6 protein-coding genes are annotated in these 14,776 nt (G+C 35.4%); 3 read left to right on the forward strand and 3 right to left on the reverse strand.

The annotated features are described in order from the left end of the window. The first annotated feature begins 445 nt into the window (after positions 1-445). The 3 genes from WC223_04900 to WC223_04910 all read left to right on the forward strand — a co-directional run bounded on the left by WC223_04900 (position 446) and on the right by WC223_04910 (position 8,042). Complete coding sequence (locus WC223_04900; protein MFA6923575.1) at positions 446-4,573, forward strand: PKD domain-containing protein; 4,128 nt, start codon at positions 446-448, stop codon at positions 4,571-4,573. A 3-nt stretch (positions 4,574-4,576) separates the two neighbouring features. Continuing rightward, positions 4,577-6,949, forward strand: a complete 2,373-nt coding sequence (locus tag WC223_04905) for an OmpA family protein (protein ID MFA6923576.1) — start codon at positions 4,577-4,579, stop codon at positions 6,947-6,949. A 172-nt stretch (positions 6,950-7,121) separates the two neighbouring features. Next, complete coding sequence (locus tag WC223_04910; GenBank protein ID MFA6923577.1) at positions 7,122-8,042, forward strand: type IX secretion system membrane protein PorP/SprF; 921 nt, start codon at positions 7,122-7,124, stop codon at positions 8,040-8,042. Here WC223_04910 and WC223_04915 read toward each other — a convergent pair. From WC223_04915 to WC223_04925, 3 genes are all read right to left on the reverse strand, one after another. Continuing rightward, complete coding sequence (locus WC223_04915) at positions 8,007-8,249, reverse strand: hypothetical protein (protein MFA6923578.1); 243 nt, start codon at positions 8,247-8,249, stop codon at positions 8,007-8,009. The genes WC223_04910 and WC223_04915 overlap by 36 nt on opposite strands. A 204-nt stretch (positions 8,250-8,453) precedes the next feature. Beyond that, positions 8,454-10,109 carry a gliding motility-associated C-terminal domain-containing protein gene (locus tag WC223_04920; protein ID MFA6923579.1) on the reverse strand — a complete coding sequence of 552 codons (1,656 nt, stop codon included), beginning with the start codon at positions 10,107-10,109 and terminating at the stop codon, positions 8,454-8,456. A 104-nt stretch (positions 10,110-10,213) separates the two neighbouring features. Next, on the reverse strand, positions 10,214-14,536 hold the full coding sequence (locus WC223_04925; GenBank protein MFA6923580.1) for a T9SS type A sorting domain-containing protein: 4,323 nt from the start codon (positions 14,534-14,536) through the stop codon (positions 10,214-10,216). Positions 14,537-14,776 lie beyond the last annotated feature (240 nt).

Raw genomic sequence — 14,776 nt, forward strand, 5'->3', positions numbered from 1 at the left:
GAAAAAAAAGTTTAAAGTTTAAGGTTTAAAATTTAAAGTTTCGGGAATTGTAATTAACCCTCGATATTATTGATAGTATAATTACATTGTATTAAAAATAACAATTATTTTTACTATGAATAATTATTTTTTCATTTTTCAGCTAAGCAAGAAATAATAAAACTTTTTAACAACTTTTAAACACTTAGGATAAGTTTTTTAAAATAATTTTCCTTCAATAAATAAAACGTAATTTTTTAAAAATGGGAAAATCATTGCTGATAAAGAGAAAAATAATAATTGATTTTTTTTTAATAAATAATTGATTTTAAAAACAAATAAAAAAAGTATTTTGATAAATATATGAATAAAGTTGAAAAGTTAAAATTTGTGTTTTTTTAGTATATTTGTGTGTTTTCAACTAATCAATAATAAAAATTTTATAACAAACGTAAAATTATAAACAATGAAACTAAAAATCATATCGCTTTTAATAATTGCTTTTTCTGTTATTAAATATTCGTCGGCACAAGCACCAGTGGCTAATTTTACTGCGAACGACACCGATGGTTGCGGTTTGCTGGTTGTACATTTTACCGATTTGTCAACAAATGTACCTACTTCATGGGACTGGGATTTTGGTGATGGCACGGCTCATGCGTTTATTAAAAATCCTACGCACGCTTATTTCAGTTCGGGAATATATACTGTAAGATTGATTGCTACTAATGTTTCGGGAAGTAATACAAAAACAAAAACAAATTATATTATCGTACACAAACCGCCAACAGTGGACTTTTCGGCAAATATTTTTTCGGGCTGTTCTCCGTTAACTGTGAATTTTACAAATTTATCCATACAAGGCGATACAACGATAACAACTGTGCAATGGGATTTTGGCGATGGCAATAGTTCAAATCAACAAAATCCTACTCATATTTATAGTAACGCCGGTACATTTAATGTTACGTTAACTGTTATTGATGCAAATGGTTGTGTTAAAACTTTGGTGAAATCGAATTACATAACAGCAAGTGTCAGACCAACTGCTTCTTTTACAAATTCACAGCCGTTATCATGCACTGCTCCTTTGTCGGTTACTTTTACAAATACTTCATCAGGGGGAGTTCCTCCTTATACATATTTTTGGGATTTTGGTGATGGAACAACTTCAAATGCTATCAATCCTATACACAATTATACAACTTCAGGCAATTTCACTGTACGCTTAATAGTAAGTCCTGCAAACGGATGCTTTGATACAATAACCAAAGTAGATTTAATAAAGATAAATACATTTACTGCCGATTTTTCTGCTAATAAATTAATAGGATGCAGCCCATTAACAGTTGGGTTTTCCGATATTTCAACAGGTGCAACTTCATGGACGTGGAATTTTGGTGATGGCAATAGTTCCACCATACATAATCCAACTCACCAATATACTCCTACCGGCTCTTATACGGTTACTTTCATTGCTATAAACTCTGTCGGGTGCAGAGATACTATGATAAAAATAAATTATATTGTTGTAAATAACGGACCTGTTGTAGATTTTTCAACAAATGACACGACAGCTTGCAATGCTCCGTTTGTTGTTAATTTTACCGACAATACTCCGGGTGCAACTAATTGGGTGTGGAACTTTGGTGATGGTGGTTCTGCCAATACAGTTAATCCTTCCCATACTTATTTAACAACCGGTAGTTTTAACGTTTCACTTACAGTAACTGATGTAAACGGATGTTCAGCAACTTTAACAAAAAACAACTATATTAAAATTTCCTCTCCAATAGTTGATTTTATGTCCGATACAATTAGTGGTTGTATTCCATTACCTATTAATTTTGTAGATTCAAGTAAATCCATTAGCTTAATAACGAGCTGGCAGTGGGATTTTGGTGATAGTTCGCCAATTGGAACAACCAACCCGATAACTACTACTTATACTGTTACCGGAACATTTAACGTTACGCTCACAGTAACCGACAGCAGAGGATGCACTTCTTCCTTAACAAAAACGGCATATATCAGAACAGGAACGCTTCCGGTTGCTGATTTTATTGCATCACCTTTAACAAATTGCCGTCCCGACACAGTTAGATTTACTGATTTATCAACTCCTGCAGGCAATATAAACAGTTGGAATTGGAGTTTCGGTGATGGCGGAATTTCTAATGATACAAATCCCAGATATGTTTATGGTGATACAGGTACATTCACTGTTCGCCTAACTGTTAGCTTCAACGGATGTTCTGATACTACAAGTAAAATAAATTATATTCACATATTGGTACCTAAAGCTGAGTTCGTTGTTGTCAACGTATGCGATTCACCTTATGTTGCAAAATTCATCAACATCTCAGATGGCGCTGATACTTGCACTTGGAAATTCGGTGATGCAACTCCCGATTCTATTACCCCAGGAAATGCCTTTCCTTACGATACTATAAAACATAAATTTGCCGGTACCGGAAGTTATATAGTCCGGCTTTATGTAAAAAATAATACAACGGGTTGTATTGATTCCACCACACAAACAGTTCAGGTTGCCACAATATCTGCGAATTTTTTAGTTACTACGCCATCAAGTTGTCAATATGATAGTATAACTTTTACGGACAATTCAACTACTCCCGTGGCTTTTCCTATAACAAAAAGATATTGGTATTGGGGCGACGGCTCTCCAAGAGATAATGATACTATTAACGCTATTGTTGCTCATCCTTATGCTTCATCAGGTACATATACTGTTACCTATGTTGCAATAAATGCTGGTTGTAGAGATACTCTTATAAAATCAATACCTATTATTATTCGCGATTTGCCTACTCCTATGTTTACTGCTGATACATTAACAGGATGTACTCCTTTTACTGTGAAATTTACGGATGCATCAACGGCAGTACCTCCTGCAACCGATTCATTGTGGATATGGAATTTTGGCGATGGTACAATAGATACAAATAATGTTGGTGGACTTACTACGCATGTTTATTACACGAGAGGAACATATACGGTATCTTTGAAAATTATTGATTCGTTCGGATGCGACAGCACAGTGACTATACCAAACTATATTATCCCAACTCATCCTTATACCGGATTTACTGTTAATCCAACAACATGCAGTGGAAGCGCAGTAAGTTTCACAAACACATCAACCGGTACTGGTCTTAATTATACATGGAATTTTGGTGATGGAATATCATCTTCCACAACGGTATCGCCTATTACACATGTTTATTCGCCAACTATTACAACAACATATAGTGTTTCACTTACGGCTGTTGATATAAATGGATGTGACAGTTTATTTGTGGATACAATTACCATTTCAAAACCTGTTGCGAATTTTGGAGCCGACAGCTTAATTGCCGGATGTCCACCATTTCAGGTTAATTTTTTAGATTCATCATCAGCCGATGTAACTTCATGGTCGTGGAACTTTGGTGATGGCAGTCCTGCTACTACAATAAAAAATCCACTGCATACATTTGTAAATTCCGGTTCATATACCGTCAGATTGATTGTTACCAATGCCGATGGATGTAAAGATACACTCACAAGACCAAATTACGTATTTGTTGACGGTCCGACCGGTACATTCACCTTTACTCCTACAAGCGGTTGCGCTCCTTTTACTGTAACATTTACAGCAACTGCTTCAAATACCGATATGTATGAATGGGTTTTTGGAGATGGGAACACTTCCGTAGGTCCTGGCAATGTTGTTACACATGACTACACAATAGGAAACACTTATACTCCTGTTCTGGTTCTTTATGATTACACAACTATTTCGGGTGATACCTGCATATTAAATGTTGTTTCACCACAAACGTTATTAGTTAAAAATGCCAATGTTGATTTTTCTGCAGATAAAGTTTTTTCATGTCATGATACAACAATACAGTTTGCCGATTTGACTACTGCATTTCCCGGCGTTACTTCGTGGCAATGGTATTTTGGCGATGGTGATTCAAGTCACTTTCAGCATCCATCGCATTATTATGGTACAATTGGAACTTATACGGTAACTTTAACGGTTAATGTAAATGGCTGTTTATATACTTCCACAAAGCCAAGTTATATAGTCATTTCAAGTACTCCTGATGCTAAATTTTATTTAAACCCTAATTATGTTATAGTAAATGATAATATTGCATTTATTGACTCGACTTTGGGTATAGTTAATATCTGGAATTGGGATTTCGGCGATGGAACAACATCAAGTCTGCAAAACCCTTTTCATGCATTTCAAACATCGGGAACGTATAAAGTAAAACTCACTGTTTCTACTAACGATGGTTGCTTCGATACATATTCAAAAGATGTTATTGTTGACCTTGAAATTCCCAATGCTTTCACTCCCGATGGTGATGGAATTAATGATGTTTTCCTGAAATACCAGCCGCTGATTATAGTCAATCGCTGGGGACAAACATTGTACGAAGGAGTTGATGGGTGGGACGGAACTTATAACGGAAAAGAAGTTTTACCGGGAACATATTTTTACATTTTAACTTTAAAAGATGCTGAAAATAATTCAAGAAAAGTTTATGGTTCGGTTACATTAATCAGAAAAAAATAAATTATGAGAAAAACAAAATTAATTTTATTATTCGCTTTAGTGGTTTTTTATCTGGACTTACCTGTATTGTTTGCCCAAAAACAGCTTAAAAAAGCAGATATTGAATTTCAGAAAAAAAATTATTTTACTTGCATTCCAATATACAAGCTGGCTTTAAAAAAACAAAAAGACAGTTCTGTTATAGGGCTTATATATTTTAAAATTGCCGAAAGTTACAGATTTGGCAATCATTTCTCTGAAGCTCAGAACTGGTATTCAAAAGCAATTAAAAGCGGATATTCCAATCCGGCAGCTTATTATAATTATGCCGATATGCTTTTAATCAATTGCAACTATGATGAAGCAAAAATATATTTCGACAAATATCTTGAATCTCAACCGAATGACGAAAAAGCACTATTAAAGCTGAAATCCGTTGATTTTGTCAAAGGTAATAAAGAAGAAACACCGATATATGAAATTAAAAATGAACAGGAATTGAATTCAAAATTCAGCGAATACAGTCCTACTGTTTTTAAAGATAAAATTATTTTTGCATCTTCCCGATTTGAAGGTGGCGACAGCAGTCAAAAATATTATTATTCATATACAGGTCAGGGTTTTTCTGATTTTTATGAATCAAAGTATGATGCGAATACATCAACATGGCAGAAACCCGTGAAACTAAAGGGTGGTATAAATTCGAAATACAATGACGGCACGATGTTTTATGATGAAAAAAATAATGTTGCTTATTTTATGCAGTGCAACGGTTATAATGGAAAAGAAATAAACTGTAATATTTTTTGTTCTTCGGTTGATGAAAAAAATAATACTTGGTCTGAGCCAAAAATTCTTGAATATAACAATAAGCAATACAGCATAGGTCATCCTGCTTTTACATCGGACATGAAAAAAATGTTTTTTGTTTCCGATATGCCCGGAAGCATTGGCAATAAAGATATATGGATGCTGATGAAAAATGATGACGGCAAATGGAGCAGCGAACCTGTTAATTTGGGAAAAGAAATAAATACCGAAGCAAATGAAATGTTTCCTTATATTCTCGGCGATTCATTGTTGTATTTTGCTTCCGATGGAAATATTGGTTATGGCGGACTTGATATTTATTATTCAAAGATTAAGAATAATAATTTTTCAAAACCTGTTAATATAGGTGCTCCCTTCAATTCGTGTTCTGATGATTTCGGGATTGTTTTTCTTGGAAATGATTCCGGCTTGTTTTGTTCAAACAGAACAGGCGGCATCGGCGACGATGATATTTATTCTTTTAAATTACTTCCTGTTAATATTACTGCTTCCGGTTTGATTACCGATAAAGAAACAAAACAAATAATACCTAATGCAATTATAATTTTGAAAGGAACTAATGGTATTGTGGATTCAACATTAAGCGATTCAACAGGGCATTATAAATTTTTAAATCTGACTCCAAACGTAAGTTATTCAATTGATGTTACAGCAAAAAAATTCGGCTACCTTTCCGAAACTAAAACAGTTGCCATTCCTAAAGAAAAAAACAGCAAGAATTTTTGCAAAGCAATAGGTTGTGATTTGGATTTTGAATTAACAAAAATTGTTGAAGAAAAGGAAATCACCATTCCCGAAATTTATTACGATTTTGATAAATGGGATTTAAGAGACACTTCAAAAAAGTCGCTTAACAAAATTGTTAAAATGCTAAATGAAAATCCGAAAATAAATATCAGAATAAATTCGCACACAGATGACCGCGGTTCGGAAGAATATAATTATGTATTATCAGATAACAGAGCTCAATCTGTGGTGAATTATTTAATTGAAAAGGGAATCAATCCTGTACGTCTCACTTCAAAGGGCTGGGGAAAATCAAAGCTTTTGATACAAAATGCTAAAACAGAAGAAGAACATCAGCTGAACAGAAGAACTACCTTTAACATTATAAATGCTTCTGAAGTAAGTTCAGTATATCATCAGGTTCAGTTACAGAAAATAGAAGACAGAATAAGAGTAAAGCAGGAAATTGCTTCATCAAACGAAAATAAAGTGAGCAATAATTACAGTAAAATAAACATAACTGAAACTCATATTTTAAGCGAAAGAAGAAGCGACCAGATTGAATTCCGGGTTCAGTTTGCTGCATCATTCAACGTTCCCCTTGATAAAAGCGGTTATAAACAAATCGAAGCTGAAATTACCGACTACAAAATTGAGTATACACATCAAAGCGATGGTTATTACAGATATACTGTTGGCTCATTTACCGACCTTAGCGAAGCAAAACAATTACTCAAAATAGTTAAGAAAATAGGTTATGATAAGGCATTTATTACTGCCTATAAAGGAAACGATAAAATAAGTGTGAATGAAGCAAAGCAGTTATTAAAAGTAAAATAATAAAAAGCTATGAATAAAAAAAGTCGTAAGAATTTAGTCGTAAGTAGTAAGAAAAAAACAAAAAGCAGAAAATAAAAACAAAAAAAATATTTCTTATTTTTTTAATAATTTAGCAATTAAACAATAAAGCATTAAGTCAAACAACTAACAGCCGACAACTAAATTCACATAAATGAAAACAAAAAAAATATTTGCATTAATAATTTTGGGAACACTTCTGCAATTGGGTGTTTTCGCGCAAAACGATGTTCAAATCAGCAATTTTATGTTTTGCGGACAAACCTATAATCCTGCATTTGCAGGTTATACAAAAAATATTAATGCAACAATATTAGCCCGTCAGCAGTGGACAGGGTTCAAACAAGCACCTTCCACGCAATTATTAAATTTTGCACTTCCGACAAATAATATCGGAAATTTCGGATTGTCGGTAATTAATGATAAGCTCGGCTTCGAAAAATCAATAAGCATGAGAGTTGCTTATGCATATCCGTTCAGCTTATCTGAAAATTCTTACATTTCTGCCGGAGTATGTGCGGGATTCATAAATCGTTCTATCGAAGGAACATCACTTCATTACGAAGATAAAAACACTTTCGACCCGTCAGGAATATACAACAATACCAGCGAATTTCTTCCTACAATTGATATGGGTATTTTATATTATGACAAGAAATTAACTCTGGGTGCTTCCTCCACACATTTAACGAAGTCGGCTCCAAAAGCTACGTTCTACGATGCTTCGCGGCATTATTATATTTTCGGAAGTTATAAAATTCCTTTTAATGAAACTATGATTCTTGTTCCTTCGGTTTATTTTAAAAACAGTAAATTTATTTCACAGTTCGAGGCAAATGCAAATCTTATGTTCGGCGATAAATTGTGGACGGGCTTATCGTATCGCTGGAAAGAATCTATAGTGGGTTTATTCGGAATAAAAATCATAAAATCATTTAAAGTAGGTTATTCTTATGATTTTAATATAGGTGATGTAAAACCTTACAGCTACGGCTCACACGAAATATTTTTAAACTATTCGCCCGAAAAATCTGAAAAATCAATTTACTACAAAACACCGAGGTTGTTTAATTAGAGTTTGTCCACTTGCTGTTGCTTCGCATTTGTTTGTGTATTCATTACTATCAAACAAGCTTAGCAGCACTCTTGCTTTATACACTGCATTGCCATATTCGAGCGGGCATTGCTTGGCAAGCTCTGTTAAATCATTTAATTCCTGTTTATTCAGCGTCCAGTTGTTCTGTCTGCAGCTTATAAGTATAGCAAAATAATCCCAACGCACAAATTGATTTTCTTCGTTTACCCCTAATCCGTAGGCTGACCGGATGCGAAGAAAATTAATTTTCTGCTACTTTTTAAAATTATAAAAAAATCAACACTATTCAGAAGACCTCTGAAAATTCGCCTCCCTTTAGGGTCAGGGGTAAAGCGAATTTTCAGTCAATGTGCTTTTCAGGATTTGGGGCAAATTGATTTTTTTATAATTTTACCTAATAATAGTTACCGCCCCGTGCATCTCCCACTCCTTCCCATCTTTTCCCGTTGCTGAAATAATGTAGTAGTATGTTCCATCAAGAATAACATATCCCGAATTTGTTCTTGCATCCCATGTAAAATTTATATTCTTAGATTCGAACATTTTTACTCCCCAGCGGTTAAATATTTTTACGCTGAAACTCTCAAACTCTCCTGTGTAATTTACTCTGAAAACATCATTTATATTATCTTCATTTGGGGTTACTACGTTGGGGACTTCGAGGTTTGTTTTACATTCTTTTACTTTTATTTCTGTTTGCAGTGTTTGCGAATAACTGCAACTATCCGTTACAGTAACCCTGTAAACAGTATTTGCAACAGGGCTTACTGTTATACTCTCTGCGCTCTGCCCTCCGCTCCAAGCATAGTTTACCCCGCCACTTGCAGTAAGTACCGCACTTTCCCCATTACATAAATTGCTTTTAAAACTGAAAACTGAAAACTGAGAACTGAAAACTGCCACACTTGCACTCGCCGTTCCGCTGCACCCAGCCGAATCCGTTCCCGTAACAGTATAAGTTGTATTAACATTCGGACTCACAACTACCGTACTCCCTGCTCCAAGCCCTCCGCTCCACGTATAACTCACCCCTCCGTTTGCTGTTAATGTTACACTCTCACCATTGCAAATAGCACTTTTACTACTGCCAACTGCCAACTGCCAACCAACAACTGAAATCACAACACTATCCCTGCTTGTACACCCGCAAATTGTATCCGTTGCAGTTACAAAATAAGTTGTATTTGCTGTTGGCGACACTGTTATACTCCCTGCACTCTGCCCTCCGCTCCACGCATATAAACCTCCTCCGCTTGCTGTAAGCACCGCGCTCTCCCCTCTGCATATTGTTTTGTTTTGCCCTGCCTCTGCTTCGGCTATCTCTATTACTGATACATCATCTATGTAGTAATATGAGTATTTGTATGTTTGTGTTTCCCAATTTACCTGTAAGATATCTATTGTATCACCTGCAAAATTACCTATTGTTAAATATTCCTCTCCACCCTGTGCGGTATAAATCCCTTTTATGAGCACCCAGTTTACCGTATCTGTTATTATATTTGCTTTAGGGTTTACAATCTGTGGAATATAAGGAAAGTTTTTACAAGCCGAATTGCTTGTAATTGTTGTATCCGATACTTTTGTGCTTGATAAATATATTCCTATATCATCAGATGCCCACGCTGAGCTATCTGATAAACTCACATAAAAACTCACACAATATTTTTTATTTGCTTCTAACTTACTTTGTAATTTCCCTTGCAAATATTCTCTTGCGTAGTTAGGAGTAATACATGGATTTTGTGATTGTGGGGGGGGCCAATACAAACATATTCCTGCATAAGAGCTATCTGTTCTTGGTTTTTGATATCCAACCCAATTTTTTGGGGATTTATAATAAGGATTAGGAGCACAATTTTTAAATAAATCAGGTGAACCCAAAGTAGGTGCTCTCCATGGGGGAGAACTTGAATAACTTAGAAATATTCCAGTATTACAAAACGCATCGCTTACTTCGAAACTATAATTAATAACTAAATTAGTTTGAGCAATAGCAATAAAAGAAGAAAGAAAGAATATTGCTGAAAGAAAGTAATTTTTCATTTGCCCTCCAAACCTCCCTGAAGGGAGGATTTTACAAAGGTAAAAAAAACGACAAGAATAATCAATAACTCTTGTCGTTTTTTATTATTACAGATTATCCCTTTTTATTTTATAATTGATAATTTGTCGGTACTTACAATGTTATTATCAATTATTATTTTATAGAAATAAAGCCCTGTGCTTAGTTTGTCTAATTTTACTTTCGCTATGTTGCTATTGCTTGCTAAACTTTGTTGAAGAACTTTATTTCCCATTATATCAAAAAATTCCATGCTTGCTTTTTGTCCTTCATTAAGTTTATATTCAATAAACATCTCGCTTTTTGCAGGGTTAGGATAAACTTTTATTTCACCATTATTATCTGTTGAGTAAATTTTGGTGCTTTCTTCTTTATTATTATCGCTATCGTTATTATCTGCTCCTCTGCTTTTGCTTGCTGTTGCCTCGCATTTATTTGTATATTCATTGTCATCGAACAAGCTTAGCAGCACTCTTGCTTTATACACTGCACTGCCATACTCGAGTGGACATTGCTTGGCAAGCTCTGTTAAATCATTTAATTCCTGTTTATTCAGCGTCCAGTTGTTCTGTCTGCAACTTATAAGTATAGCAAAATAATCCTGTAGCCCTTTTTCCGGTTTTACACTTGCTTTTATACCAGCGTTAATGCTCTGTGCTGTTGCCAAGTCATTGTTTCCAATTGCTGTTTCCACCTGTTGCAATAAGCCGAAGTTTTCGTTATCCCATTTTGCTTTAAGCTCTTTAAGCCCTTTATCTTTCAGCGAGTCCTTATTTGTTACCATATATTTATAAACTCCTTCTTTAGCAAGCCATTTGCTTTCGGCATCGTAATCAGCAAAATTTATTCTGTCAGCAGCTATTATGTTCATTAAAATTACATCGCCATCGGTTGGTGCGGTTTGTATCTTTGACATTACTAAAGTTTGTCCGCCACCGCCATTAGTGCATGAATATCTCGAACCGCCTGAAGTTAAGGAAGGTTGAATTGGTAAAAAACCACCACTTACAGGCAATGTACCTTTATACCAAAAAGGAGATGAAAGGAACCCATTACAATTAAGCGTAAACAAATCATTAATAGTATTTCCACCCCAAACATTATCAGTAGGTGCACCGGACAAACCCTGCTCTCCAACTATACCATTATTCAAATAAAATCCATAGTTATTGTTTTGAATAGTATTCATTTCGAGGTGGCTTGCGGCACCTGTTGTTCCGGTAAACTGAACCCCCTGATTGAAACTTCTTATGTCGTTGCATGTTATTACAGAACCATAGCATAAGCTGAGGTTTACCCCTTTAGCAAATTTAAAAATATCGCCGATAATTTTGTTTTCTCTTATTACAATATTTTCGCAGGCGGAAGCATTTATTCCGGTATTTGTTGTCTGGTAAGATTCTCGTATTGTGTTACTGTCAACTACAAATTCTTTTGTATTACTTATTTCAACCCCGTTTTTGAGGTAATATATTTCGTTGTTGATTATGTAACTTTGATAACCCGGTGCAGCGGCTGTGGTTTGATATACTTTAATTCCATAGTCCCTGCTTGCTGTTGTGGTATTGATAATAGTATTATTGTCTATTTGCACACCAGTATTATCATACGAAAGTATTCCTCTTCTGCATCCTGTAATAGTGTTTTTTAATGCCAAATCATCAGATTTACCACCTACTTTTAACATAGTCATAAAATTAACAGGGTTGTTTTTTACTGAATATATTGCCACACCTTTATTTGCCGGAGTAGAACTTTGTAAATTAAAGTTTGTAAATGTATTGTTGTAAATATAAACTCCCGATGACTTTATATATATTCCTACATCAATACCATTGTAGCCGTTACCGTTAAATGTGTTAAGATAGCTTGCATTTGTTTCGTCACCGATTTTCAGGTATTTCACATTGTTTACTTCTATTGCTCTCAGCGAATGCGTTGCGCCGGCAACAGGAGGCAGCATCGGTTTTAAATTTGCCGTACAACTGAATGTGCTTGCTTTTACGGTGCTCAGGTTTGAGCCGGCATCGTAAGCGTTTACAACAATGCTTTTGTAATTTTTATTGAATGTTGTATTGGCTATTGTATAAATACCTCCGTTGTTCGATACTACTGCATTTTTAGCATCAGTAACAGTACAATAATTACCAGTAAAAACAGCATTAGTCCCAACATAAATACCATCCCACATATAGCAGCAATTTGCAAAAAAGGTTGTATTAGTAGCGGTAAGCGTATTGTTTGCAGGTATATCTATTTTTGCATTTGGCCCCATGGTAATAAAACAATTATCAAATGTAAATGTTGTGTTCACATCAAATGTTCCATTAATTATAATACATCTTTCAGATATTGTTGAGCTACCGTAAGTCGATGCATTTGTATTGTTTAAATATAAAATCTCGCCACAAATATCATTAGTGCAACAAGGAAACACATAAAGAGTGTCTTTGTCGAAACATGAATTAACTGTTGTTACAATAATTCGTGCATAATTGCAGTCAGTTAAATTTGCTGTGTTCCATGTTATTGTTGCTACGGAATTGTTAGCACTATAGTTTATACTGGTATAAATATTAGGAACATAGCCACCGCTTTGGTTCCAGCCGGTAACATCCCACATATAAGTTGTACCGGCTTGGTTTGGTACCGTGTATGTTATTATATTGGTATCGCAAATGTTGTTTACTCCGGTTATTAGGGGTTTTTGACTTACTGTAACAACCCCGCTGGCTGTGCCTGTACAACCAATATAATTTGTTCCCGTTACATAATAAGTAGTGGTTATAACAGGGCAAGTATTTATAATGTTACCTGTTCCTAATCCATTGCTCCAAGTATATGTGTTTGCTCCGTTCGCTGTGAGAAAAGCACATTGACCTTTGCAAATAGAAGCATTGGTTACTGTTATTGTTGGACTTGGATTTACTGTTACTGTTGCGCTTGCTGTAACAAAGCATCCGTTTCCGTTTGTTCCGGTTACATAATATGTTGTTGTTGAAGAAGGAGCTATATTTAATGGATTACCAATATATCCCGTACTCCATGTATATCCTCCTACGCCGCTTGCCGTCAGCGTTGCATTGCTGCCATTGCATATTGCTGCATTATTAATAGTTATTGTCGGTTTTGGGGCAACAGTAACTGCTGCGTTAGCTTGGCTTGTACATCCGCCATCAACTCCTGTTACTGTATATATTGTAAATATTGTCGGACAAACATTAACAGCAGTTGTAGTTGCACCTGTATTCCATGTATAGTTCGCTCCGCCGCTTGCTGTTAAAGTGGCACAATCGCCATTACAGATTGTTGCATCATTTGCCGATATTACCCCGTTAACTGTTACTGTTGCATTAACAATATTTGCACATCCATTTATATCATGCCCCCAAAAACTATATATTGTTGTTGTTGTTGGACACACATTCATTGTATTGCTTGACATATCTGTCCAACAACCCGAACCACAAGAATTAGCATAAGTTGTTCCGCCACTTAATATTAAATCAACACACCACCCTTTGCATATTGTAGGATTGTTAACAGTTATTGTTGGTAATGGATTTACGGTAACTACAACCGTTGCCGTGCTAATACAAGTGGCTGTTCCTGTTCCGCCAATTCCGGTTACCGTGTATGTTGTTGTAATTGTAGGATAAACAACAATAGGGTTATTGGTGCTTCCGGTACTCCACGTATATGTATTTGCTCCGCTTGCAGTTAGGGTTGCAGCACCACCTCTGCAAATTGTTCTATTCTCAACGCTTACACCTGTATAAACTGTTGCCACTGCTGTTAATGTGCATCCTATGGGTGTTATTCCCGTTACTGTATAAGATGTTGTAGTTGTTGGGCAAACACTAATAGGATTATTTGTGCTGCCTGTACTCCATGTATAACTTGTTCCACCGCTTGCAGTCAAATCAGTACATGTACCATTGCATAAAGCCACACTGTTAACTGTAATATTTTCTACTTGTACTACAGCTTGTGCAGTATTAGAGCATCCTTCGGATAGTTTTCCTACAACAGTCCATGTTGTCGTTACTTGTGGTACACATCCAACGTGCATTCCATCGCCAAGATCAAAAAAACCAGAAGGTGCTGGGGTTGCACTATATGATAGTTGTCCGTCCCCTGTGTAAGTTGCCCATGACCAATCTCCATAGCAAATTGTTGGGTGGTCTACAGTTATATTAACTGTTGGAGCAGCAACAATTTCCACAACAGCCATAGCTGTACTTGTAGCTCCGGCAAGCGATGTTCCGGTTACAGTATATGTTGTTGTTACAGACGGACTAACACTAATAACAGATGTAGTTTCACCCGTACTCCATGTATAAGTATTGGCATCTGAAGCTGTTAAAGTTGCGTTTGGTGAAGCTTCACATCTTATTATATGGCTCACTGTGGCACCGTTAATTTTTACAGCACAACCTAATGATGGAACATTTACGGCATCCCATGCTTCTATTACTTGTTGAACCTGTATAGAAAGAGCACCATAGAGAGCTATTGCTTCTTCTATAGTTTGTCTTATACTGAAATAGGTTGACCATTTTTCGTTAAATATATTTTACAAAATTAGCACTAAATTCCGAAACATTGATAACTTATTAAAAAACCTTTGAGCGTTTTTTAAAAGTTG

It is taken from the genome of Bacteroidales bacterium (assembly GCA_041671145.1).
Classification (GTDB): domain Bacteria; phylum Bacteroidota; class Bacteroidia; order Bacteroidales; family JAHJDW01; genus JAQUPB01.